The 24,351-nt window shown below is 72.8% G+C and carries 17 protein-coding genes; 10 read left to right on the forward strand and 7 right to left on the reverse strand.

Features of this window, described 5'->3' with window-relative positions:
• Positions 1-527: 527 nt before the first annotated feature.
• The 4 genes from NQZ70_RS22290 to NQZ70_RS22305 all read left to right on the forward strand — a co-directional run bounded on the left by NQZ70_RS22290 (position 528) and on the right by NQZ70_RS22305 (position 8,516).
• Positions 528-3,953 carry a kelch repeat-containing protein gene (locus NQZ70_RS22290; RefSeq protein WP_272828988.1) on the forward strand — a complete coding sequence of 1,142 codons (3,426 nt, stop codon included), beginning with the start codon at positions 528-530 and terminating at the stop codon, positions 3,951-3,953.
• Positions 3,954-4,039: 86 nt separating this feature from the next.
• On the forward strand, positions 4,040-5,869 hold the full coding sequence (locus NQZ70_RS22295; protein ID WP_237245518.1) for an OmpA family protein: 1,830 nt from the start codon (positions 4,040-4,042) through the stop codon (positions 5,867-5,869).
• A 264-nt stretch (positions 5,870-6,133) separates the two neighbouring features.
• On the forward strand, positions 6,134-7,612 hold the full coding sequence (locus NQZ70_RS22300) for a hypothetical protein (RefSeq protein ID WP_129581512.1): 1,479 nt from the start codon (positions 6,134-6,136) through the stop codon (positions 7,610-7,612).
• Positions 7,613-7,742: 130 nt separating this feature from the next.
• Positions 7,743-8,516: a PP2C family serine/threonine-protein phosphatase gene (locus NQZ70_RS22305; RefSeq protein ID WP_129575995.1), complete on the forward strand. Its 774-nt coding sequence runs from the start codon at positions 7,743-7,745 to the stop codon at positions 8,514-8,516.
• A gap of 46 nt (positions 8,517-8,562) precedes the next feature.
• Here the strand turns inward: NQZ70_RS22305 and NQZ70_RS22310 are convergent, their stop codons facing one another.
• Both NQZ70_RS22310 and NQZ70_RS22315 read right to left on the reverse strand, forming a co-directional pair.
• Positions 8,563-9,624 (reverse strand): EfeM/EfeO family lipoprotein, encoded by a 1,062-nt coding sequence (locus NQZ70_RS22310; RefSeq protein WP_129575996.1) that lies wholly within the window; start codon positions 9,622-9,624, stop codon positions 8,563-8,565.
• A gap of 83 nt (positions 9,625-9,707) precedes the next feature.
• The gene (locus NQZ70_RS22315; RefSeq protein ID WP_129575997.1) at positions 9,708-10,940 is read right to left on the reverse strand and encodes a di-heme oxidoredictase family protein; all 1,233 of its coding nucleotides are present in this window, start codon (positions 10,938-10,940) and stop codon (positions 9,708-9,710) included.
• A gap of 174 nt (positions 10,941-11,114) precedes the next feature.
• On the opposite strand from NQZ70_RS22315, the gene NQZ70_RS22320 reads away from it, so the two are divergent.
• Positions 11,115-11,903: a hypothetical protein gene (locus tag NQZ70_RS22320; RefSeq protein ID WP_129575998.1), complete on the forward strand. Its 789-nt coding sequence runs from the start codon at positions 11,115-11,117 to the stop codon at positions 11,901-11,903.
• A gap of 10 nt (positions 11,904-11,913) precedes the next feature.
• On the opposite strand, the gene NQZ70_RS22325 is transcribed toward NQZ70_RS22320, so the two are convergent.
• A complete protein-coding gene (locus NQZ70_RS22325) occupies positions 11,914-13,464 on the reverse strand; it encodes a PGRS family protein (RefSeq protein WP_237245519.1) in 1,551 nt (516 codons plus the stop codon).
• Positions 13,465-13,706: 242 nt separating this feature from the next.
• Here NQZ70_RS22325 and NQZ70_RS22330 point away from each other — a divergent pair, with 242 nt between their 5' ends.
• Positions 13,707-14,192: a hypothetical protein gene (locus tag NQZ70_RS22330; protein ID WP_129576000.1), complete on the forward strand. Its 486-nt coding sequence runs from the start codon at positions 13,707-13,709 to the stop codon at positions 14,190-14,192.
• Positions 14,193-14,291: 99 nt separating this feature from the next.
• Here NQZ70_RS22330 and NQZ70_RS22335 read toward each other — a convergent pair whose 3' ends face one another.
• On the reverse strand, positions 14,292-16,151 hold the full coding sequence (locus NQZ70_RS22335; RefSeq protein WP_129576001.1) for an acyl-CoA dehydrogenase: 1,860 nt from the start codon (positions 16,149-16,151) through the stop codon (positions 14,292-14,294).
• Between the two features lie 260 nt (positions 16,152-16,411).
• On the opposite strand from NQZ70_RS22335, the gene greB reads away from it, so the two are divergent.
• Both greB and gloA read left to right on the forward strand, forming a co-directional pair.
• Entirely contained in the window at positions 16,412-16,885 is a 474-nt protein-coding gene (gene greB / locus NQZ70_RS22340; RefSeq protein ID WP_020736264.1) for a transcription elongation factor GreB, read from the forward strand.
• Between the two features lie 50 nt (positions 16,886-16,935).
• On the forward strand, positions 16,936-17,331 hold the full coding sequence (gene gloA, locus NQZ70_RS22345) for a lactoylglutathione lyase (RefSeq protein WP_020736265.1): 396 nt from the start codon (positions 16,936-16,938) through the stop codon (positions 17,329-17,331).
• A 145-nt stretch (positions 17,332-17,476) separates the two neighbouring features.
• Here gloA and NQZ70_RS22350 read toward each other — a convergent pair whose 3' ends face one another.
• Positions 17,477-18,394 carry a hypothetical protein gene (locus NQZ70_RS22350; RefSeq protein ID WP_129576002.1) on the reverse strand — a complete coding sequence of 306 codons (918 nt, stop codon included), beginning with the start codon at positions 18,392-18,394 and terminating at the stop codon, positions 17,477-17,479.
• Between the two features lie 349 nt (positions 18,395-18,743).
• Between NQZ70_RS22350 and NQZ70_RS22355 the strand changes: the two genes are divergently transcribed.
• A complete protein-coding gene (locus NQZ70_RS22355) occupies positions 18,744-19,052 on the forward strand; it encodes a YciI family protein (protein ID WP_129576003.1) in 309 nt (102 codons plus the stop codon).
• A gap of 39 nt (positions 19,053-19,091) precedes the next feature.
• Here NQZ70_RS22355 and NQZ70_RS22360 read toward each other — a convergent pair whose 3' ends face one another.
• Positions 19,092-21,608: a hypothetical protein gene (locus NQZ70_RS22360; RefSeq protein ID WP_237245520.1), complete on the reverse strand. Its 2,517-nt coding sequence runs from the start codon at positions 21,606-21,608 to the stop codon at positions 19,092-19,094.
• 384 nt (positions 21,609-21,992) lie between these two features.
• Here NQZ70_RS22360 and NQZ70_RS22365 point away from each other — a divergent pair, with 384 nt between their 5' ends.
• Entirely contained in the window at positions 21,993-22,655 is a 663-nt protein-coding gene (locus tag NQZ70_RS22365; RefSeq protein ID WP_207217924.1) for a hypothetical protein, read from the forward strand.
• A gap of 269 nt (positions 22,656-22,924) precedes the next feature.
• Here the strand turns inward: NQZ70_RS22365 and NQZ70_RS22370 are convergent, their stop codons facing one another.
• Complete coding sequence (locus tag NQZ70_RS22370; protein ID WP_237245521.1) at positions 22,925-24,223, reverse strand: glycosyltransferase family 4 protein; 1,299 nt, start codon at positions 24,221-24,223, stop codon at positions 22,925-22,927.
• Between the last annotated feature and the right edge of the window lie 128 nt (positions 24,224-24,351).

Below are 24,351 nucleotides of genomic sequence, written 5' to 3' on the forward strand. Positions count from 1 at the left end.
CGCCCCCTTCACCGCCCGCCCCGCCCGTGCCCCCGGCGCCTCCCGATCCGCCGCTCGACGTGGTGGCGCTCGACGTCGTGGCGCTCGAGGTCCCCGTGCCTCCTCCGCCGGTGCCACCGTCCGAGCCGCACGCCGCTTGAATCGCCGTCGCAGTAACAAGCAGAAGAAGGCCGCCTCGCCGCATTGAGCACGCTCCCGAGCAGGGTACTTCTATCTTCGTACACCCCTCATCTCTCACCTGACAAGCAAACACGCCGGGTAGCGCCCGCTTCGGCCGACGCACGGCGGCGGCCGTGCGCCAAAACTCATGTAGGCCCATGTCCCACCCAAATGCGCGGCGCTCGGGGACCCGACGTTTTCGCCCAGGTTGCAGGCGCAACGACGTTCTCTGGTATCGTGGCCCCGCGCATCCAGCGGTCTCCGCGTTTGCGCACGGATCGACCCCTGACACAAGGACCCGGCACGTGCCCAGACCCAAGCTCCGACGAGCCGCCCCGCTGCGGCGATCGATGCGGCCTTTCACCGCCATGCCAGCGGTCTTCGCCCTCGTCGCGTGCTCGAGCGAGCCTCCCGCCCCCGTCGATCCGCCCGCGGATCCGATCCTCGCGGCGCCCGAGCACGCCGCGTCAGCAGCGGCCCGGGTCAAGGCGATCGGCGCCCGTGTCCCGGGGTTCGACGCGGCGTTCGTCGGGCGGCCCGCGCCGGCGCGCCGCTTCGATGTCACGCCCGGCGGAGCCCTCCGCCCGGTGCTCCCGGCCCCGCGCGCGGGCGAGCGCACCGCGGCGGTCGAGCTCGCGGCCCGCGCGACCGCGCCGACGCGCATCACCGACGAGGTCTCGGGCCTGCGGCTCGCCTTCTCTCTCGAGGGCGCCTCCGACGCGCCCGCCGCCCTGGCCGACGGCATCGCGATCCGCGCGGGCGCCGCGCCTTCGGGCGGGGATCTCCTCCACCGCGTGGACGGCCACGGCGTCGAGGATCTCGCCTATTACGAGCGCGCTCCGGCGGTGGAGGAGCTCCGCTACCGCGTCGACGTCACGGGGGCCGCGGGGCTTCGCCTCGTCGCGAGGACGCTCGAGTTCCTCGACGCCGAGGGCGCGCCGCGCCTGCGGATCGCGCCGCCCTACGTGCTCGACGCGGGCGGCGCGCGCGTCGAGGCGAGCCTGTCGGTCGAGGGCTGCGCCGTCGACGAGAGCCCGCGCGCGCCGTGGCGGCGGCCCGTCACCCCGCCGGGCGCGCCCGCGTGCGCGGTGAAGGTCTCATGGGGTGGCACGGGCGTGCGCTACCCCGCGGTGGTGGACCCGTACTGGCAGCAGACGGGCGCGATGAGCGAGGCGCGCGCGCGGCCCACGGCCACGCTCCTCGATCCGAGCGATCCCGGGAGCGAGGTGCTCGTCGCGGGCGGCTTCGACGACGCGAATGCGCCGCTCCGGTCCGCCGAGCTCTACGAGCCGCTGCGCCGCGTGTTCGCGCGGACCGGCGACATGACCGCGCGGCGAGGCGGTCACACGGCGACGCGGCTCGACGACGGCCGCGTGCTCGTGGTCGGGAGCGGCTCGCCTCGCTTCAACATCACGACAGCCAGCCTCGCGGAGACCTCGACCGAGCTCTACCTGCCCGCGGAGGGCACCTTCACGAGCGGCCCCTCCCTGTCCACGGCCCGGTTCGATCACACGGCGACGCGGCTCGACGACGGCCGCGTGCTCATCGCCGGCGGCGCGCCGACCCTCGGCGCCACGCCGCTGAACTCGTTCGTGCTCTACGACCCCTCCACGGGCTCGCTCGGCGCGCCCGGCACCATGCAGCGCCCGCGCCGGGGTCACGCGTCCGTCCTGCTCAACAACGGCACGGTGCTGATCACGGGCGGCCTCGTGAGCTCGTCGCTGGCCGCGCAGTTCATGGAGATCTACACGCCTGCTCCCGGCGGGCTCGGGAGCACGGCCGCGGTGCCGTTCAACATGCGGAGCGATCGCGCCTTCCACACGGCGACCCTGCTCAACCCGGGGGCGGATCCCGTGGTCACGCCGTCCGTCGTGCTGATCGCCGGCGGCGTCAACGCGACGAGCGGCAACGCTTACCTGAGCACCGCCGAGCTGTTCACGAGCGGCGCCGCCGAGCAGCGGTCGCTCCCCTCGATGAGCGGCGCGCGCGTGCATCACAGCGCGACGCTGCTGCCCTCCGGTGACGTGCTGATCGCGGGCGGCGCGAGCGCGACCGCGGCGGTGACCAGCAGCGCCGAGCTCTACGTTCGTCAGCACAGGGCCTTCTCGCCGCTGGCCACGCCCATGGGGGTGGGCCGCGCGCGGCACGCCGCGGTCCTGGTCAACGGCGGCGACTCCATCGCCGCGGGGAGGGGCGTGCTCGTGCTCGGCGGCGGCAGCGGGACAGAGGGCGCCACGGCAGAGATCCTGCTGAAGTCCCTGGGCGATTCATGCGCCCTCCCGGAGGAGTGCCTCTCCGGGTTCTGCGCTGAAGGCGTCTGCTGCGATCGAGCCTGCGACGCAGAGTGCGATTCGTGTACGCAGGTCGGCAAGCAAGATCGCTCCGCGAGCGGGACCTGCGGCCCTGCGGTGGCGGGCAAACCGTTGCCCGTCCACTGCAAGACCAATGTCGACGGCCACGGCATCGAGGTACACAATGAATGCAACGGCCTGGGGCAGGCCGCCCCGAACGAGTTGACCAGAGATTGCACACCGGGCACATGCACCGGTGATCGCTGCAGGGATTACTGCACCCCGGAGCTGCCGTGCGATTCCTCCGGGTGGTGCGACTACAGCGACACCGAGGGCGCGGGCGGCGCTGGGGGCGCTCTAGCAGGGGGCGCCGGCGGCGCAGCGGTGACCGGTGGCGGCGCCGATGCAGGCGCTGGCGGCACGGGGACCGGCGGCGCGGGGGGCGGGGCAGGGGGCACGGGTGGCGCCGGCGGCGCAGCGGGGGCCGGCGGCGTGAGCGGCGCGGCGGGGGCCGGCGGCGTGAGCGGCGCGGCGGGGGCCGGCGGCGTGAGCGGCGCAGCGGGAGCCGGCGGCGGGGGCGGCGCAGCGGGGGCCGGCGGCGATGCGGGCGTTGGCGGTACGGGGGACGGCGCCGGCAGGCCGCCGGGATCGGGGTTGTGCCGGCTAAGGTACCCTCTCGGCGCCTCTTGCATTGAGGACGCGCAGTGCCTCGGCCTGTCCGGCATCACCGAGCCGGGACACTGCGTCGACGGTGTTTGCTGCGACCTCCCGTGCGAGGGGGCATGCCAGGCATGCAATCTCCCGAACAGCAACGGCAGATGCTCCCCGCTGGGCTCCCCTGACGCGCCCGAGCGGCCCTTGCCGGGGCATCCGGCGTGCCCCGGCGACGGCGACTGCGCCGGCGTCTGCACGGGCAAGGCCGACGCCACCTGCTCGTTCCCGCAGCGCGACAGGGCCTTCAAGGATCCGGAGTGCGAATGCCCTGGCGGCGATTGCGCCGTCGGCCCCGCCATCTTGACGCGTTTTCTGTGCGACGGCGCTGGCAGCTACACCCCGACGCAAGGGCGCTGCGGCGGAGAGAGCGGCGGCTACCGCTGCGCCAGCAGCACGTCATGCAAGGACAGCTGCGCCTCCGACGCCGACTGCATCGCTGACTTCATCTGCGCAGCGGGCGCGTGCGTCCCGCTGGACGCCCCGCTCTGCGACGGCGATCACACCGTGCGGGTCCCCGCCGCCGCCGACATCGACTGCACGCCCTACCGCTGCGGCGGCAGCGCCTGCAGGACCTCCTGCGAGACGCTCGACGACTGCGTCGCGCCGTACGTCTGCAACCTCGCAGGCGCCTGCATTCACGTCGACGAGATCCCGATCGCCGACGCCCCGAGCTGCTCCTGCCGCGCGCCCGGCGCTTCGGCCGATGATCGAGGCCGCTGGGCGCTGCTCCTCGTCGCCCTCGGCGGCGCCGCCCTCCGCCGCCGCCGCCTTCGCGCGCTCCGCGCCTGACGCCGCCCTCCGCGCCTTTCGCCGTTGCCGGCAAGCGCGACGGCATGTTGCCCCCCGCCTCCCCCCCCCGCTATCGTGGCCAGCCGATGAGGTCTCCCTCCGTCGCAGCGGCAGCGTCCGCGGCCGTCCTCATGACGCTCGCCAGCGCCTCGCGAGGTCAGTCCACCGGCGGCTTCTCCCTCAACCGGTTCGAGCCAGCGCCCGCCGGGGACGCCTTCTTCGGCGTGCCGTCTCCCGCCGCTCCCGGCCACTTCGCGGCGCGCGCCCACGCGGTGCTCGATTACTCCCACCTGCCGATCCGCACGAGCGGCGAGGCCGATGTCGCCATCGTCTCCTCGCAGGCGTACCTGCGCCTCGACGCCTCGCTCGCCCTGTGGGAGCGCCTGCTGCTCTCGATCGATGCGCCGCTCGCCATCGCGCAAGGGGGCGACGATCCGAGCATCCCCGGCGTGCAGTTCACCGAGCTGACGGCGCCGGAGCTCGCCGACCTCCGCCTCGGCGCGCGGCTCCGTCTGCTCGGCGAGGACGCGGGCCCGGTCCAGCTCGGGCTCGGCGGCTACCTGTTCACGCCCACGGGCTCACCGGCGCAGTACACCGGCGACGCGGAGGTCCGCGGCGCCTTCCACGCGAGCATCGGCGGGCGCGCCGGCTCGACGCTCGGGTTCCTCTGGAATGCGAGCGGCGGGGTCGAGCTCGGCGGAGGGGAGAATCGCCCTCCGCTGGTCACGTTCGGCGGCGCCGCGGGGCTCCTCATGGGCGGCGATCTCCTCCAGCTCGGCGCCGAGCTGTACGGCGCAGCGCCGCTCGGCGAGGAGCTCGTGCTGTCGAGCGTGCCGGCCACGCCCGCGGACGCCGGCGTCAACGCCGAGCTGCTCTTCGGCGCCAAGCTGCGGGTCCTCGGCGGCTTGACGTTCGGCGCCGCGGTCGGCCCCGGCCTCCTGAACGCCGTCGGCACGCCGACCGTCCGCGCCGTCGGCATGCTCGGCTGGGCGCCCCTCCCGAAGCCGGCCCCGGAGCGCGCGCCGACCGTCGTCGCGGCTGGCGACAAGGACGACGACGGCATCGACGACCACATCGACGCCTGCCCCGACGTCAAGGGCGACCCGTCGCCCGATCCCGCGAAGGACGGCTGCCCTCCGGCGGACCGCGACGGCGACGCGGTGCTCGACATCGACGACGCCTGCCCGTCCACCCCGGGCGCTCGCAGCGCCGACGCCACGCAGAACGGCTGCCCGGGCGACTCGGACGACGACGGCTTCCACGACGGCATCGACGCTTGCCCCAGCGTGCGCGGCGGCCCGAGCGACGACCCGAAGCAGGTCGGCTGCCCGAGCGACGCGGATGGCGACGGCATCGTCGACGCCGCGGACGCCTGCCCGAAGATCAAGGGGCCGGCGAGCCGGAACCCGAAGCAGAACGGCTGCCCGGACGATCCGGACGGCGACGGCGTCCGCGGCGCCGCGGACGCCTGCCCGAACGAGCGGGGGCTCTCCGACCCCGATCCACGGCAGAACGGCTGCCCGAGATTCGTCCGCGTGAACGCCGACGAGATCACCACGTCGAAGCCGGTGCAGTTCGTCGTGTACGGCAAGACCCGCGCCCAGACGGTCGATCCCGTCTCCGACGAGATCCTGTACGAGGTGCGCGACGCCATCCAGCAGAACCCGGACATCGAGCTCGTCGAGGTGCAAGGCCACACGGACGACAGCGGGACCGAGGAGTACAACCTGCGCCTGTCCCAGCAGCGCGCGGATGCGGTCCTCTCGTGGCTCGTGGCCGCCGGGGTGCCGCGAGAGAAGCTCGTCGCCAGGGGCTACGGCTTCGAGCAGCCGCTCGGGGACAACCGCGTCAAGACAGGGCGCCAGAAGAACCGCCGCGTCCAGTTCGTGATCATCAAGCGCAAAGGACAGCAGTAGCGAGCGGGCGAGGTCGTCGTGATTGCGACCTCGCCACGCCACAACGCCCGAGACACCACAACCACCGACAGCCGCGCCGAGCCTTGCAGCCAGGGCAATCGCCGCGCCGCCGTGCCGCCGTGCCCACGGCCACCGCCCGACCCCCGGTCGTGACCGTTCCCTGACAGCCGTGGTCAGGCGCGTGTGTCACCTTGAGGGATGCTCCATACGGTGGCAATCTCAGATATCCATCTTTGCGAGCTCGAGCCGGGTGACGGTCTGTGGATGCGCTACCGTCAGGCTCCTTACTCCCCCGACAGCGAGGTCGCGGCGATGCTGGACGCGCTTCGGGACGAGATGAAGCATGGCACGGCGCGCGGCGCCGGCCGGCATGAGCTCACGCTGGTGCTCAACGGCGACGTGTTCGACCTCGACGCGCCGCGCGTGATCGATCGGAAGAGCGTCTTCCACGACCTGCCGCGCAGCGCCGAGCACGCGGTCCCGGCGATGAAGGCGATCCTCGCGGACCACCCGGTGTTCATCGAGGCGCTGGGCCGCGTCGTCGCGGATGGGCACACCGTCGTGTTCATCTCCGGCAACCACGACGTCCAGCTCACGTTGCCCGAGGTGCGCGACCTGGTCCGGTCCCGCGTGGTCGAGGCGGCGCTCGCCGCGCTGGGCGGCGCGTCGCGCGCCGGATCCAGCTCGCCCGCGGGCGCGCCCGAGGCCGAGCGGGCGCGCGCGGCGCTGGGCGCGCGCGTCGTGTTCCGCGCCTGGTTCCACAAGACGCCGGACGGCATCATCGTGGAGCACGGCAACCAGTACGACGCCTATTGCAGCTACCGCTACCCCATGGTCCCGTTCGGCCGGAAGCCGGGCGAGATCCAGCCGACCATGGGCTCGCTCGTGTGCCGGTTGCTCGTCTCGCGGATGGGGTACTTCAACCCGCACGTGGACTCCTCGTTCATGCTGTCCGCGTTCGGCTACCTCGCGCACTGGGCGCGCTATTACCTGTTCTCGCGCCGCTCGCTCGCGGGGGCGTGGGCGCTCGGCGCGCTCCGCACGGTCGTCGAGCTCGTGCGCCGGCGCGAGCCCGAGCGGCGCGCCCGCCTGCGCGAGTGCCTCGCCGCCGCCGCGCAGGAGACGGGCGCTCCGCTCCGCGCCGTCGCCCGCCACGCCCGCCTGTTCGCGCCGCCGGCCGAGGACCGGCTGGGGCTCGTCGCGCGCGAGCTCTGGCTCGACCGGGCCGCCTTGGCGCTGCTCGCGGTCGCCGTGGCCCTCGTGTGGCTCCTGCTCGCGCCGATCTGGCTCGCGCCGGCGGCGCTCGTCGCGCCGGCGGGGCTCGTCGTTTACGAGCGCCTCGTGCCGAAGCTCCCGCTCGAGGCGACCTGGCAGCGGGTCAGCCGCGCCGCGCGCCAGGTCGCCCGCGCCCACCGGGCCCGGGCGGTCGTCTTCGGCCACACGCACACGCCCGAGGGCAGCTGGGAGGGCGGGCTGTTCTTCGGCAACACCGGCTCCTGGTCCGCCGCCTTCGAGGACATCGCCTGCACCAAGCCGGTCTTCGCCGCGCGTCCCCTGGTCTGGCTGCGGTCCGAGCCCGGCGCGGGCAGCTCCGCGCGCCTCTCGGGCGGGCTCGTGACCTGGAAGAACGGCCGCTTCGAGGCCCGCACGGCCAGCGTCCCGCCCCCTGCCGAGCAGCTCCGCGAGCCGCACGGCGCCCCTCCGCCGCTGCGGTCGCCCGCGACCGCGGCGCTGCGCACCTAGCGCGCGTGCGCGCGTGCTCGAGCGGCCCGGCGCTCCCCGCTCGAATTGAGCCCCTTCCTGACTTGCGCGAGGCGTCCGGCCGCTGGATGCTGCCCGGAGTCGACACGCGTCTCGCCGACGAGGAAGCTCCGTGAACCCTCCGCTCCGCATCGAAGCCGCCGGTGACAGCCATGTTGGCCGCCAGCGCGAGCACAACGAGGACAGCTTCGCCGTCGATCTGGATCTCGGCCTCTTCGTCGTCGCGGACGGCATCGGCGGCGCCGCCGGAGGGGAGATCGCGTCGCGGATGGCGGTCGACATCGTGCAGTCGAGCTGCAAGGACGGCGAGGGCGAGATCACGCAGCCCACGGGCTACGACGAGGCCGCGGGCCCCTTGGAGCTGCGCCTGGTCTCGTCCATCTGGCGCGCCAACGAGCGCATCTTCGAGGTGGGGCAGCGCGATCCGCGCTTTTACGGGATGGGGACGACGTTCGCGGGCGTGTACGTCGACGCGACCTCGGCCTGCATCGCGCACGTGGGCGACAGCCGGGTCTACCGGTACCGCGACCACCGGCTGGAGCGGCTCACCGAGGATCACTCGCTCTGGAACGAGCACCTGCACAGCGGCGAGCAGCTGCCGGACGACGTGGATCCGCTGCTCGCCCGCAACGTCGTGACGCGCGCGCTCGGGATGGGGAAGACGGTCGACGTCGCCACGCGCATCGAGCGACCCGAGGCCGGCGATCTCCTGCTCATCTGCTCGGACGGCCTCTCCGGCCCGGTCCCCGAGCCGGAGATCGCCGAGCTGCTCGCGCAGGGCGCCGATCTCGCCGCGACCGCCCGCTCTCTCATCGACCGCGCCAACCAGCACGGCGGCCCCGACAACGTGACGTGCGTCCTCATCCGCTGGACCCCCGCCGCCTGACGCCCCCGCGCCCTACCGCCCGCTCTCCCCCCCGACGGATGTGCGCCTAAGGCAGGGAGGGGATGCCGAGGAGGTCTGCGGATCTGGTCATGTCGTACGCGAGCGTGCCGGGCGTCGCGTCGTCGCTCTCGCGCTCGACGAGCGAGAACAGCTTCCCGAACGGGGTCGCGAGCTGCTCCTCGGTCGGCGCCTCCTCGCTCCACCCCTCCGGCAGCGGCGGCAGCGCGTCGCCCTCGATCGCGTCGTACGCGCTCGACAGCCGGTCGAAGCCGGCGAGCACCGCCTCGTCGACCTCCGCGCCCTCGGCCCCCTTCGTGAGCAGCCACGGCTGGAAGGCGGCGTAGGTCTGCTCGCCGGCCGCGACGTTCGCGCGCATGTCGGCGAGGGTGTACTGCGCGTAGCGCGACTCCTCCTCTCCGGTCGCCGCCTTGCTCGTCTTCTCGACCTGCTCCAGGATCGAGCTGATCACCCCGCGGTACGCGGACGGCGCGTCGAGCGCGAGGCCCTCGAAATCGGCCTTCATCTTCGCCGCGTCGGCCTTGAGCCGCTCGCAGAGCTCGCCCTTGAACGCGGCCGCCTCGGCCTCGGTGGCCGGGAAGGCCGCGGGGCTGTAGTTCGTGAGCGCCGACTCGAAGGCGAGGACGGGCTCCGGGATCTCGTCCGCCCAGAGGATGCGCTCGACGGCGTGCACGCCGGTCACCCCCTCGTCGTCGAAGGGATCGTCGTCGGCCGCGACCTCGATGAACGCGTCGTAGCGGGCGTCCGTCGAGTAGTCGAGGTCCGGAAAGACGACCGCGATGGCCCCCTCGACGCGCTCGTAGGACTGCCGCGCCTTCTTCCACGCGGCCTTCATCGCGTCGACGGCCGCCTTGTCGCTCGACGCGCTCCACCCGTCCTCGTCCGGCTCGGGCGCGGCCGCCTGGAGCGCGGCCGTGGCGGCGGCGAACTCGTCGAGGTTGTCCTGGATGAAGGCCTTCACCTCGAGCACTGCCCGTCGCTCGTAATCCGCGTCGGTGTACAGCGTCTCGTTGTCGCTCCCGCACGCGGGGAGCGAGAGGGCGGCGGCGGCGATGGCCAGACCGGACCGCAGGCAGGCGGGGATATGCATGGATCTTTCGAGCTCCTTCTCGCGGCTCGCCCGGAGCGAGCGCGGGATGTCGGTTGGCGCGAGCGCGCGCCGGCGAACGTCGATCAGAGCGAGCGCACGAAGCCGATGAGGGCCTCGCGATCTTCGCGGGAGAGCGCGCGGAAGGCGGCGACCGAATCGGCCGCCTCCGACCCCGGGCCGTCGTGGAGCAGGATGGCCTGCTCGAGGGTCCTGGCGCGGCCGTCGTGGAGGTACGAGGTGCTGTGGCGCATGCCGATGAGCGGCGCCGTCCGCCAGGAGACGGAGCTCGCCGACTCGTCGGCCAACCCGTCGGCGAGATCGGGGCCGAGGTCGTGCAGCAGGAAATCGGTGTAGACGGGCGCGTCGATGTCCGCCAGCTGCGCGATCGGGTAGTCGGCGCGCGTCCGCAGCGAGGGGACGTGGCAAGCGGCGCAGTCGACCTCGGCGAACAGCGCCTGACCGCGCTCGTCGGCGGGCGCGCGCCTCGGGATCTCCAGCAAGCGCATGTAGTCGGCGACGGCGTTCACCGTGTCGAGCGCCACGTCCTCGCCCGGCTTGGCGTCGTCCGTGAGCCCGTCCGGGTTCGGCAGCTCGTCCGGGCGGAGCGGCGAGGTGATGCCCATGTCGCCCTGGTAGGCGTCGGCCGTGAAGTCATCGAGCGTCGCCACCCGCGCCTTGAACCCGAAGCGGCCGATGAGGTTCTCGTCGCCCTCGCCGAAGGTGTGGAACGACTCGTCCGCGTTCTTCTTCGAGTGGAACACCACCCGGTTGATGCGCCCGCGGATGGCGTCGCCGCGCGCGGCCTGCTCGGCCGCGATCCGCTCGATCTCGGCGTCGTCGACCGCCTCCATGTACCCGCGCCCGAACACCGGCGGGCCGAGGCGCTGCGAGAGCTTGATCGTCCCCTCGAGCTCGGGCCGCGCGAGCGTCGTCGCCCCGGCGACCCCGTAGGGCCGCATCGTGTGCCCGTAGGGGAGCGCCGCCTGATCCACCGCCGGCGTCACGCCGTCGGCCTCGACGAGCACCATCTTCTGGACGGCGCCCGGGCCGCGCGCGGCCCCCTCGTGGCACCCCGCGCACGAGGAGCGGATGTACAGCGGCCCGAGCCCGTCGCGCTCGCGAAACACGAAATCGAAGAGCGCGTCGCCGTCCTTGAACCGGGCCACCTGCTCCGCGGAGGCGCCGTGCAGCGGGATATCGCTGAGATCATCGCCGATCAGCTGGAGGCCGAGCAGCGGGTCGGCGGGCGCAGGCTCTCCGCCGCAGCCGATGATGAAGAGCACAGGAAGCGCGAGAACTGAGGCAAATCGCGACATGTTGTCGACGCGTAGCGTAAGGGTAAATGAAAGTCAATGTCAACAACCCGGAGAGCCGCGCTGGCCGCTGCGGATCGCGCGCGGACGGTTCGCGTCGCCGCGCGAAGCGCGGTGGAGGCCCAGGCGTTACACTGCGGGGCCGGCGCGGACGGGGCCCACGCTGGAGGACGGCGGATGACGCAGCGAGATGACGAGCGGCGCGCGGCATCGAGGGCCCTCGCGGACGGGCTGCGCGAGATCGCGTGGCTCGACGAGCGCCGCGCGGCCCACCTGGCGCTCAACGCCGGCTGGCTCCGGTACATGGGCCCTGGCTACGGCAACGACGTCTGCTCGATGTGCGGCGCGCTCCTCGAGCGGGGCACGGCGTACATGCACTGCGCGCCCTGCCTTGCGACGCGCGGGATCGACGAGCGGGCGCTGCTCCTCGCCTGCGCGGAGGCGATGGCCGGGGACTGGCCGTTCCAGGACCGCCGGCCCGACGGCAGGCGCTGGGCGCACGCGCTGATCGCGTTCTGGCGGAACCACGTCGATCCGATGGAGTCGAGGGCGGTCCCGTACCGGAACAACACGCTCGAGTCCGCCTTCCACTACATGAAGCGGCGCCTCGCCGAGGCGGGGGTCGCGGAGCTCTGGACGTTGCCTGACGAGAGCCAGCGCGGGCTCGATCCTGCGATGGTCGTGCGCGCCCGGGGCGGCGCGCTGGTGATCGGCGTCGCCACGCAGCGCCGCATCGCGACGGCCGAGGACGGGGCGCCCGGCGGGCACGTCGCGCTGTTCGACGAGTTCCTCCGCCTCGCGGGCGAGCGGGAGGGGTTCCTGGTGGTCGAGAAGCTGAGCCGGCGCGCGCGGCGCGACGCGCCCGTCCGGGAGAGCGCGGTGACGACCGCCGAGGGACGGCGCGTGACGCAGCTCCGCTGCATGCAGGAGGACCGGAGCTGGCCCGCGCCCCCGGCGCCGGAGTAGGCGCGGCGCGCTACTGCCTGAAGGACTGCTCGATGTCGTAGATCTCGGCCGCCACGCCGTCCTGCCCGTTGTACCGCGCCGAGGCCCCGCGCCCGCCGAGCCCGGCCTCGCCGATCTCGACGGTCGTGTTCGAGAGGGAAGGCGCCCTGACCGCGTAGGCGACGGCGATCGAGTGCCCGCCGAGCCCACCGCCGCCGTGGCCGCCCCGGCCGCCTCGCCCGCCCGCGCCGCCGCTGCAGGCGGCGTTCAGCCCCGTGGCCTCGCCCAGGATGCCGCCTGGCCCGCCCTGACCGCCCTCGCCGCCCTCCTGGCCCCTGCTGCCGTCTCCGCCGTCGCCCCCGCGGCCGGTCTTCAGCACCACGTCGTTGAAGTGGACCGGCGCGCTCCCCGCGAACACCGCGATGCTCGCCCCGCCCGCGCCCCCGCCGTTGCCGCCGAGCCCACCGCAGCCGCCCGCGCCCCCGGAGCCGCCGGCGGCGCCTCCCGCCGTGCTCTCGAACGGGCACATCATCGCGCCCGCGCCGCCCTTGGCGCCGCCGCCGCCCCCGCCGCCCTGGCCCGGCTTGCCCGGCGTGCCGTTGCCGGCGAGCGGGCCGGTGTACCCGTCCAGGATCACGTCGCCGAAGCCGACCGCCCCCGCGCCGGGACGCCCATCTGCGCCGTCCGCGCCCGCGTCGCCCGGCGTGCAGGCCCTGCTGCTGGACTCGCCCCTCCCGCCGTTCTCCGCGTCGCGCGGATCCCCGTCGCCTCCATCGGAGCCCGACGAGACCGAACCGACGCCCCCGCTGCCGCTGCGCGAGTCGTCCTCGCGGTCGTCGGGCGTACCGCAGGTGTTGAACACCGGGGCCCCGCCGAGGACCGCAGAGGACGTGCACGCGGCGTTGCCGAAGTTGCCGGACTGCCCCGCCTCGGCGGGGTCGCTCGCGAACGACTCGCCCTCTTTGCCCGGCGCCCCGTCGCCCGCCTCGAGGATGCACCGCGTGAAGTCGACCGGGATCCCCGAGGTGTTCGCGGCGATCGAGGAGCGGCCTGCCAGCTCGGTGTGGGCCGGCAAGATCGAGCGCGCGATGACGTGGAGGTCCTCGACGACCACCGTCGAGGCGCCGCTGCCGCCGTGGAACTTGAGCGGCGTCTCGCCTTCAGGCGCGGTGAGCGTCGTCTTCTTCTTGTCACCTATCCACCGCCAGTCGTCGCGGCAATCGAGCCCACCGAAGATACTGTGTCCCGAGGGCACGAGCACCGCCTCGTCGAACTCCTCGGCGCAGACGTAGATGCGCTTTCCCTTGCTCCAGGCAAGCTCGATCGCCTTCGAGAGCGTCTTCAGCGGCGCCCCCGAGGTCCCCGCGTTGCCGTCGTGCCCGGTGCGGGAGACCCACAGGCCGCACGACGAAGCGATCTTCCCCTCGGCCTTGCTCGGGACGCAGGCGTCGTCCGACGGCCCATCATCGACGGGTATCTGGATGTAATCACCATTGCCGATGTTGCAGCCGCTGGCCGTCGCCGCGGCAGCCGAAATGAACCCCAGCAATACGAATGCATCAGCTTTGAATTGAATCCCCATACTATTCTTATTCCGGCCACCCCGGGGCGATTTCCAAGCAAAGCGACATGGCGCCTCCCGTGCGGCGCGCTCTCCACGCCTGTTCTCCTCGCGGCCGCGGTCGCCGCGGGGTTTCAGCGCCGCGCGCGGCGGGGGCGTGGAGCGCGACGTCCCCCGCCGGAAAGAGGTGTATCTGCCGAGCTGCCATCGCGGTCGCCCATCGCGCTTGCCCATCGCGGTGGTTTCCGTGCGAACATCGGCTCATGAGCGCGAACCTGAAGGACCGCGTGCGCGAGCTGCTCGATGCCGGCGGCGGGGAGCCGCTCGAAGGCGGTCGCTTCCTGCCGCTCGTCACGCTCGAGTCGGGCGCGCGGGTGGGGCTCGACGGCGCGGGGGCCTGGGTCTTCGCGCCCGAGGACGGCGGGGCGGCTCAGGCGTTCGCGCCCGAGCGCGGGCGCGCCTTCTTCGAGGTGCTGGAGTCGAAGCGGGACGACTTCGACGCGAGCATCGAGGCGGCGGCGAGGGCCGCGGGCTTGCCCCCCGAGGAGGTGGCCTTCTCGTTCCCCGCGGTCGACGTCGTCCGGGCGGTGCTCGCGCGGGGCCTGCCGAGCATGACGCGGCTCGCGCTCGCGTGGCTCCGGCTCACGGAGGCGCGGGCGCTCCGCGCCGACATCGTGGCCGTGTCGCGCGATCCGACCATGCCGGTGCCCATCCGGGACCTGGCGGAGCGCCTCACGGTCCCGGAGTGAGCCCGCGCCGCGCGGCCGAGGCCCCACCTCGAGGCGGGGCCGGCGCGGGGAGGGCGGTCAGACGGCGGCGAACGATTCGATCGGGACGGGCGGCGAGAATCAGACGGTCGCGAACGACTCGACGGGGATGTCCAGGGCGGACGAGTCCTCACGGCCGAGGAGCTCGGCGGAGAACTTCGCGTGCGGGAGCACGTTGGACGCGAAGTAGAGGGCCGCGTGCTTCTTGCCCTCGTAGAAGGCGCGGTCCTTCGCGCCGGCGTCACCCTGCGGCAAGGTCTCCAGCGCCCTGAGCGCGATGACCGCGCCGTCGAGCAGGAGCCAGCCGATCGCCAGCTCGCTCATCATCTCGAGGAAGCGGTTCGCCGCGAGCGGCACCATCGGCATCTTGCCCATCTGGAACCACGAGAGCAGCCGCATCGCGGAGCCGGCGACGGCCTCGTGCGCCTCGCGGAGCTCCTTGACGCTCGCGGCGAGGACGGGGTGCTTCTCGTGCGCCTTCACGAACTCGGCCACGTCGTTCAGGAACGCCTGCAGGTTGGCCCCGCCGGCCTGGCCGAGCTTGCGCCCGACGAGGTCCATCGCCTGGATGTGGTTCGTGCCCTCGTAGATCGAGAAGACCTTCGCGTCGCGGCAGTACTGCTCGACCGGGTAGTCCTTCGTGTACCCGGCGCCGCCGAACGTCTGGATCGCCGTCTCGCAGACGCGGAACGCCTGATCGGACGAGTAGGCCTTCACGAGCGGCACGAGCAGATCGACCTGGCCCTGGTTGTACGCCGCCGCGCGGTCGTCCTTGCCCTGGTAGACGGCGACCGCGTCCTGGTGGCGCGCGAGCTTGATGATGAGCGCGCGGATGCCCTCGACGCGGCTCTTCATGTCGAGCAGCATCCGCCGCACGTCCGGGTGGTCGACGATGGGCACGCGCGGCGCGGTCGCGTCCTTCCACTGGAGGATCGACGAGCCCTGCTTGCGGTCCTTCGCGTATTCGAGCGCGTTCAGGTACGCCGACGACGCGACCGACACGCCCTGCAGGCCGACCGAGATGCGCGCGCCGTTCATCATCCGGAACATCTGCGGCATGCCCTGGTGCTCGACGGTGCCGACGAGCTCCCCGAGGCAGCCGTCGTTCTCGCCGAAGTTGAGCACGCACGTCGACGAGCCGTTGATGCCCATCTTGTGCTCGATGTTGCCGACGAGGACGTCGTTCGGCTCGCCGAGCGAGCCGTCGTCGTTCACCCGGAACTTCGGCACGACGAACAGGCTGAGGCCCTTCGTCCCGGGCGGAGCGCCCTCGACGCGGGCGAGCACGAGGTGCACGACGTTCTCGGTGAGGTCCTGGTCGCCGCCGGAGATGAAGATCTTCGTGCCGCGGATCAGGTACTTGCCGTCCGTCTGCTTCACCGCGGTCGTCCGCGACGAGCCGACGTCCGAGCCGGCCTGGGGCTCGGTCAGGCACATCGTCCCGCTCCACTGCCCGCCGAACATCCGCTTCAGGTAGATGTCGCGCTGCCGCGGCGTGCCGAAGTGCTCGATCAGCTCCGCCGCCCCGTACGTCAGCCCGGGGTACATGTTGAGCGCCGCGTTGGCGCCGCAGAGGAACTCCTCGACCACCGTGTAGAGCGTGAAGGGGCCGCCCTGGCCGTCGTAGGCGGGCGAGACGGAGACCGACTTCCACCCGGCCTCGTACAGCTTGTCCCAGGCCTCCTTGAACCCCGGCGGGGTCTTGACCTGCCCCGCCTCGATGCGACAGCCGACCCGATCGCCGACCGTGTTCAGCGGGCCGAAGACCTCGCACGCGAACTTGTACACCTCGTCGACGACCATCGAGACCTCGTCGCGCCCCCACGCGTCGTACGGCGCGTTGCCGAGCAGCTCGTCTAGGTGAAATTGCTCGAACAGGAGGAAGCGGATCTCGCGGAGGTCAGCCTTGTAGCGGTTCTGGAAGGTTTGGGCGTTCGACATGGGAGACCTCCTCGTTGCCGCGGCATCCGGCGCTGGCAGCCGGTACCCTTCCCGGTCTACCGCGCAGCCGCGGCATAGTTCTTCATTCGCCTAGCATGCCGCCGCGTCGCGTCAACATGCGTCCGTGACAGGGGGGCCATCTTGCGGAAATCAGACGTGATCCTGGGGTCCGCCGGGGGGGTCGAGGGGCGGGTCGGCGGCGGGCGCCAGGGCGGTGGATCCGACGGGCGGCGCGGCGTAGGCTCCGTCGCGATCGAACCATGTCCGACCCGGCTTACATCACGCCCGGCGGGGCGAAGAAGCTGTCCGAGGAGCTCGCGCGCCTCCGTTCCGTGGAGCGTCCGCGCATCGTCCAGGAGGTCGCCGACGCGGCGGCGCAGGGCGACCGCTCCGAGAACGCCGAGTACATCTACGGCAAGAAGAAGCTGCGCGAGATCGACCGGCGGATGCACTACCTGACCAAGCGGCTGGAGAAGGCCGTGGTGGTCGACCCGTCGGAGCAGCGCGGCGACAAGGTCTTCTTCGGCGCGACGGTCGAGATCGAGGACGAGGACGGCGCGCGCCACACCTACCAGATCGTGGGCGAGGACGAGATCGACAGCGGGGCCGGGCGCATCAGCTGGCGCTCGCCGGTCGGTCGATCGCTCCTCGGCAAGCGCGCGGGCGACGTGATCACCGTGCGCCGCCCGGCGGGCGAGGCGGAGATGGAGATCATCTCGGTGCGGTACGGCTGAGCGCCGCAGAGGCGCGGCCGGAGGAAGAGGAAAAGGAGCAGGAGTTCGGCATGAGGATCTTGCACACGATGCTGCGGGTCGGCGATCTCGAGCGCTCGATCGGCTTCTACAGGGACGTGCTCGGGATGCAGCTCCTGTCGCGGAAGGACTACCCGGAGGGCAAGTTCACGCTGTGCTTCCTCGGGTACGGGAGGAACCCGGAGCACGCGGAGATCGAGCTCACCCACAACTGGGGCGTGGAGAAGTACGAGCTCGGCACGGCGTACGGGCACGTCGCGCTGGGGGTGGACGACATCTACGCGGCGTGCGACCGCATCCGCGCGGCGGGCGGGAAGATCACGCGCGAGCCGGGCCCGATGAAGCACGGCAAGACGGTGATCGCGTTCGTCGAGGATCCGGACGGCTACAAGGTCGAGCTCATCGAGGAGTCGAGCCTCAACCGGTAGCCCGACGATCGAGGCCGGCAGGCCGAGGTCGAGGCGAGGTCGAGGAGAGAGCGCCAGACCGGAGAGGGCGCGGCGCGGGACGGAGGCTCGAGGGCCTCCGCGGCGTCCGCGCCTCGTCTCGTGGGTTCGCGCGAGGCGCCGAGGATCAGGCGCTGGCGACGGGCGATGCGTCGTTCGCCGGCTCGGGGGCGGGCAGCTCGCCGCCGTCCGCGGCGGCCGCCTCGTCGGCCGGCGCCTTCGCCGGCGCCTCGGCGGCCGCGCCGCTCGCGGCCGCGGCGGCCTTCTCGGCGTTCCGCGGGCGGCCGCGCGGCTTCTGCAGGAGCGACGGGGCCAGGTCGCCGTCGCCGCCCTCGTGCCAGCGCAGGTAGGCGACGGCGCGGCGGCACTCCTCGTAGGCCTTGGCGACCAGCGAGATCGCGCGGGCGCGGCGATCGCTCGCGTCGGTGATCTTCGGCGCCGCGGACGAGCCCTTGCCGGGCTTCGCGGCGAGCGCGGCGAGGAGGCGCACGCCGAGATCCGCGGCGCGCTCGAGCTCCTCGTCCTCGACCGCCGTCTTCGCGCGGACCTTGTCCCAGGAGCCGCGGAACAGCTCGGCGAGGGCGATGAGATCGCTCGCGAGATCCGTGTGGCCCTTGCCCTTGCGGATGTCGGCGACGCGCTGCTTGTCGAGCAGGTTCCTGTAGGCGAGCGCCTCGGCGGCGACGAGGAGCCCCTCGCGCAGCGTGCCGGCGTCGTCGGCGAGCTTCTTCGCGTCGAGCTCGCTCGCGGGCGTGCTGTAGAGCAGGTCGGCGTACCACGCCGCGAGGGCGTAGTCCTCGAGCTCGTCCAGCATCTCGATCGGGTGGTTCGGGAGATCGCGGACGATCTCGTCGCGGAGCTCGCGCAGGTGGGGCAGGGCGGAGAGCACGGAGCTCACGGCCCTGGGGACCTCGACGTAGACGGTCACGAGGTCGTCGGGGCCGAGCTCGAGGAGCTTCGGCTCAACGCGGCCGTACGCCGCGAGCGCGGCGGCAGGCGAGGACGGGAGAACGGGAGCAGGTGCTGCTTTCGGGGGTCGCGCCATACAGATGTCTCCAGCGGAGGGCGCGCACACTGCCAGACGGAAGCGCGAAGGGAAAGGGGGGCGTGCGACGACGCGACGTCCATCTCGCCCTCGCTCGCCCTCGCTCACCCTCGCCGCCGCCGCGCTGCAACATGGCGGGCCGCCAAGTCAAGCCTGGAGATCGCGAGGGCAGCACATTCCGGCGATGCAATGGTTTTTCTCGCGTTCCGTCGCGGCGGCCCGCTGGCGCGCGCCCCCTTCGGAGGCGCCCCGCGCGGGCGCGCGATCTCCGCCGGACGGCGGCCTGTCCAGAACAGGCTCGGCCGGGCGCCGTGCTCTGGTAGATTGCGGCCCGAGGAATCGAGACATCATGTACGCGATTGCGATCATCCGTTACCGGCGCCCGCTCGACGAGGTGCTGAAGGTCGTCGACGACCACCGCGCTTATCTCAAGAAGCTCATCGATCAAGGGCTGGTGCTCGCGTCAGGGCCGCTCGATCCGCGCTACGGCGGAGCGCTCCTGCTCCGGGTGCCGGACGACGCGGCCGGGGCCACGCTGGATCAGATCCGGGACGGCGATCCCTACACGCAGAGGGGGCTGGCGCAGTACGAGCTCCTGTCGTGGGCGCCGGTGTTCGGAAAAGAGGAGCTCGACCGGGTCTTCGCCCCGAAGGCCTGAGGGCAGCGCCGCGCCGTAGCGCGCGCCGCGGCCCGCGCGCTACGGCGCGCCGAACGCCAGCACGCCCGCGTCGTCGGTCGTGTGGGCCCTGCCCGGCGTGACGCGGATCACGAGCTCCGCCCCTTGCGGCACGACGGCCACGTCGTAGCCGGCCCTCGGCAAAAGGCCGGTGATCACGTGCCTGCGCGTCGCGGCGGGCACCCGATAGGACACCGGCCCCGGGCTCGCTTGCAGGTCCGAGCGGAAGAGGACGGCCCGGCCCGCCACCAGGGCGCCCTCGACGCCGGAGCCCTGGGCGCCCTCGATCCGCACGGCCGCGTCCATCGTCGCGCCCGCGTCCGCGCCTTGCAGCACGTGGAGGAAGCGGACGTCCGCGGGGCCGGCGGGGTCCTCCACGACGAGGCGGTGGGTCGTCGGCTCCATCTCCGCCGCGTCGTCGACGTCCTCGACCGGCACGGCCGTCATGCGGGCGCTGCGGGGCAGGAGGCTCTGGACGAACAGCGCCTGCCCCCTCGGGGTCACGGCGGTGGCCGTCCGGCCCGAGATCTGCGGCGCCGCGGTCGTCATCAGGTTGAACCTCTTGAACCGGCCGGCGGTGCGCGAGGCCGCGCGGTCGTAGACCACCACGTGATCGGGCTCCAGCCAGACGACCGACCGGCTCGCGTGGACGATGTCGAGGGCGGCGTCCGACGGGACCCAGGCGTTCGGGCGGGTGTTGTAGAGGTCCGTCGCGATGCCCTCGGCGAACACGTAGCCTGCGCCCCGGCTCATGCGCGCGATCGGGTCGCCGGCGGCGCGCCCCTCGCGCCACTGGCCGCCTCGCGCGGCGAGCTCCTTCTCGAACCAGCGCAGCCGCGACGGCTGGTCGTTCTGCAGGGAGAGGGTGTTGTGATAGTCGGCCGTGGACCCGATGAGGTTGCTGGAGTAACTCGTGTGCTCCTTGGTCAACCACTCTCCCTTCCGGTAGAGCTCGATCTGATTGCAGTCGCCGAGCTGGTGGTTGATGGTGACCCAGCCGCACCGCCACGTGAACCACGTCGCGCTCGTCGTCCAGTCCGAGCGCGCGAGGACGGCGCCGCGGCCCGGCGCCCGCTCGAAGAAGACGGTGGGCATCGCCGGGCGAGGATCCGGCGGGAGCGGCGCTGCCGGGTCGAAGAGCAAGAAGCTCAGGATGGCCCGGCTCGGGACCGGCGAGCCCCAGACCTTGGACGTGCGCGCGTAGAGCGCGGGCGCGCCGCCCTCGAACGCGTTGGCCACGATCCAGCGCGACCTCTGCAAGCGCGCCGTGTTGCCGGTGAGGAGGTCGTAGACGCCCAGCGACCCGAACACCTCGGCGAAGCGCGGCTCGACGCGGACCCGCAAGGTGTCGCCGTAGTTCGCCGCCTCGTAGACCGGCCCGAGGTCGGGCATCGACGGGTACGTGACCGGGCCCGGCGCGATCGAGTGCAGGAACCCGTCCGAGAACCGGTCCCAGTACCCGCTGCGCAAGAGGCCGATCTGCGGGCCTGACACGGCGCGGGCGCCGTAGCCGGCCGTGTGGAGCGCGAGGAGCGCCTGGTGGAGGCTCGCCAGCCCGCCGCCGTAGAGGAAGCCCTCCACGGGCAGGCCGCCGCTGGCCACGCCGAGGCCGTCGGGCGAGACGCCGAGGTGCTTGGCGGCGATCTCGGGGGCCTCGAAGACGGCGAAGGCCTGGTAGAGCCAGGCGCCGGTCGCGTCCGCGCGGTAGCTCCGCAGCGTGTTGCCGAGCGCCTCCGGCGGGGTGTTCGGATCGAGCGGGCGGTCGTCCGCCTCGTCCATCGCGAGCGACATCAGCGTGACCTGGCGCAGGTGGCCGAGATAGAAGTTGTTCGCCGCCCACCGGAGCTGGAGCGGATCGCGGAGCAGCGCCGGATCGTTCATGACGCCGACCGGGTGGGGGTGCTCGTTGCCCGCCGTGGCGGCGTGAAGGTTGTCGTCGGCCCACCTGAGAAAAACCTGCCGTATTTTGGCCTTGTCCCCGGCGGAGAGCACGGGGCGGCCGCTCGCGTCGATCGCGCCGTAGATCCAGTCCACCGTCAGCGGGAACCCTTCACCCCACCAGCGCGAGCGGTCGCCGGTCGCGAACCCCGGGTCGCGGAAGGGCTTGTCGTCGGCGCTCCCCTTGCTCGCCTCCTCGATGGCGTGCATCAGCAGGTTGCGCGCCCTGACGGCGTGGACCGGGCGGGCCGCGACGTCCGGATCGATGAGCGACAGGAAGGCGAAGAACTCCGCATACGCCTCGGTCGGATACTGCACGTAGGCGTTGGTGCCGCCGTCCGGCCACGCCGGGTTCGGCCGGCCATTCGGGTAGAAGCGGCCGTCGTACGCGGCGAGGGCGCCCTGGAGCGCGGGCAGCAGGGCCTCCTTGTACATGCGGTTGCGGCTGTCGGCCGCCCACCCGCGCAGCCTGGGGAGGTGGTCTTTCGTGAGCCAGAGTCGCGGGTGACCAGCGGCCGGCGCCGCATCGGCGCGCGCCGCCGCGCCGACGAGGCCCAGAGAGAGCACCGCGGCGGTGAGGATGTGGTGAATCGGTCGCATGCGCTCCTCGGTGTTGCTCGGCGCGAACAGCCGCGCCGGCCAGCGTCGATCGACGCCGAGCAGCACGCGTCATGCCGGGTACAAGCGTGCGCGCCCCGCGTCACCCCGAAAGCGCCGAGCGTTCCTGCCGAACGGCCGCCCGGCGCAAGGCGGCGGAGCTCGTACACGCGAAACATTCAGGAAACGTTGCCGAAACATCGCGGCCCACGCGACCGGCGCGACCGGCGCGACCCGCGCGACCGGCACCGCGCTCGACCCGCGCCGCTGTCGAAAGCTGGTGCTCGAGCGCGGGACGACGCGCATGACGACCAGCGAGGCCGCCGCGCTGCCCGTCTCCGGGCGCAGCGCTTTCAGAAAGGAGGAGGTGACGCGAATCCGTCGCACATGGGAGCGGATCTGCCGCTATACTACGAGAAGATGGGAGCGCTCCGAAGTATGCTCGCGCCAGACTTCGCCCCGTTCCTCGGCGATCCACGGATCGTCGGCGAGGGCAATCTCGTGAAAGGCACCCTGATCGGCTCGCGCGCCCAGGCGCTGCGGCAGAGCTATGGCGAGCGGTTCGTGGCGGATCTCGGCCGCCAGCTGTCGCCGCAGGCGGCCCGCTATCTCAGCGATCCGCCGATCCCGTCGACCTGGAACGACATGGCGCCGCTCATCGAGATCGACTGCGCGCTCCTGCACGGCGTCTTCGCCAGCAGGATGGAGAAGATGCGCCATTTCGGCGCGGACATCGCCCGGAACGATCTGACGACGATCTACAAAACGATGGCGCTGGGGAGCTCGCCGTCGATGCTCTTCAAGCGCTTCGGCCTCGTGTACAGGACTTACTTCAAGTACGGCGACTTCAGCGTGCGCGTCGTCAGCGAGGTCGCGGGGACGGTCACGCTCTCGGGCGGCGGCCTGCCGCTCTACCTGTGCAGTCAGGGCATCTCCGGCTGGATCGAGGCGGGCCTGGCGCTCGCGGGCAGCCGGCGCATCGCGGTCGAGCACACGACCTGCAGGCACCGCGGGGCGCCGCGGTGCACCTGGTCGATCTCGTGGGGGTGAGCGGCGAGGGGAGGGGTGCCGCCCAGGTCCGCCCTTGGTTTCATGAAGAGATTGAGCCACAGAGGCACAGAGGGAAGAGAAGAGAGATAAAAGCGACATAAAGCTTCTTCTTTCTTCTCCCCTCTTCTGTGCCCTCTGTGCCTCTCTGTGGTTCTATCTCTCTCCATCGCCGGAACGCGCCCGGTCGACACGGCGATTGCCCCTCCCGCCTTCGTGTCCCGAGGACGGCGCCGGCCGCCCGAGCCCGGCGCCGCGCGACGTCTCGCGCTTCAGGCGGCGGCGCGCCCGCCTTCTCCGAACGCCGCCCGCGCGAGCAGCCGGCGCAGCGCCTCCGCGCTCTCCTCCCAGGACGGGGGCGCCGCCTCGGCGAACGCGCCGTCGTCCCAGGTCCGCGCGAGCGCGTCGCGCAGCGCGCGGCCGAGCGCTCCGGCGTCGCGCGGCGGGACGAGCAGCCCGGTGCGCCCCGGCGTCACCACGTCCGGAATGCCCCCCACGCGCGTCGCCACCACGGGCCGCGCCGCGGCGAGCGCCTCGAGCACCACGTTCGGGGTGCCCTCCGCCCAGCTCGGGAGCGCCAGCAGATCCGTCGCCGCGAGGTGGCGGGCCACCTGGGCGAGCGGCCGCGCCCCCACCGCGATGATCCGGCCGCGCCCGCCCCGCAGCTCGGCCGACCCGCCCTCGCGATCGCGCCGCAGCGCCGCCTGCTCGACCGCCGCCCGCTCCGGGCCGTCGCCGACGACCACGAGGTGGATCGGCTCGCCGCCGTCGCCGCCGTCACGGTCGATCGCCTCGAACGCGCGCAGCAGCTCGTGAATGCCCTTCTCCCGGAGGACGTTCCCGACGAACGTCACGACGCGACCGCGCTCCGGGAGCCCGAGCTCGATCCGGGCGGCGCGCCGGTCCGCCGGGCGGAAGAGCGCGCGGTCGACCCCGTTGCGGACGAGGACCGCGCGATCCCGCGGGGCGCCGAGCGCCGCGAGCGCCTCCACCATCGGACGGCTCACGCCGATCGCGTACGCGGCGGACCGGAGCGCGCCGCCGACGAGCGGGCGCACCGAGCGCCAGCGGGCGACGACGTTCACGTCCGTGCCATGGGCCTTCACCGCATAGGGGAGGCCGAGCATCCGGGCGAGCAGCGCCGCCGCGCACGCGTCGGGGTACAGCCACGCCCCCAGCACGACGTCGAACCGCCCGCGCAGCCGCGGGACGTACGGCAGGAGCCCCGCCAGGTAGAGCGGCGCGTTCACCGGCGCCAGCACGCGGCCCGCCCCCGGCAGGTACGGCGCGCGCGGGTGCACCACCGGAACGCCGTCGATCTCGTCGCGCTCGGGCACCGCCGTCAGGCGGCCCGGACGCGTGCGCCCGCCAAGGAGCGATACGCCCGGGTGGTACGGGATCGCGGCCAGCACCTCCACCTCGCAGCGCCGCGACAGCGCCGCGAGCTGCTGCCGCTGGAACGCGCACGACAGCGGCTCGACCCGGTTCGGAAAGATGCGCGTCACCCAGAGAACGCGCAGCGGCCTCGACCAGCCTTCCTCCTCCATGCCCGCCCCCACGCCAGATTTCATGATGTAATTCATGTTACAATTTGTCCTTCCGCCCAGCGGGGCAGGGGCGGACTCGAGGTACGTCCCGCCCTGCCTGCGCACGTCCACGCCGCGAGAGCGCGCGCTGCCAGCCTCGAGGAGCGCTCAGA

It is taken from the genome of Sorangium sp. So ce836, from assembly GCF_028553905.1.
Lineage (GTDB): Bacteria > Myxococcota_A > Polyangia > Polyangiales > Polyangiaceae > Sorangium > Sorangium cellulosum_D.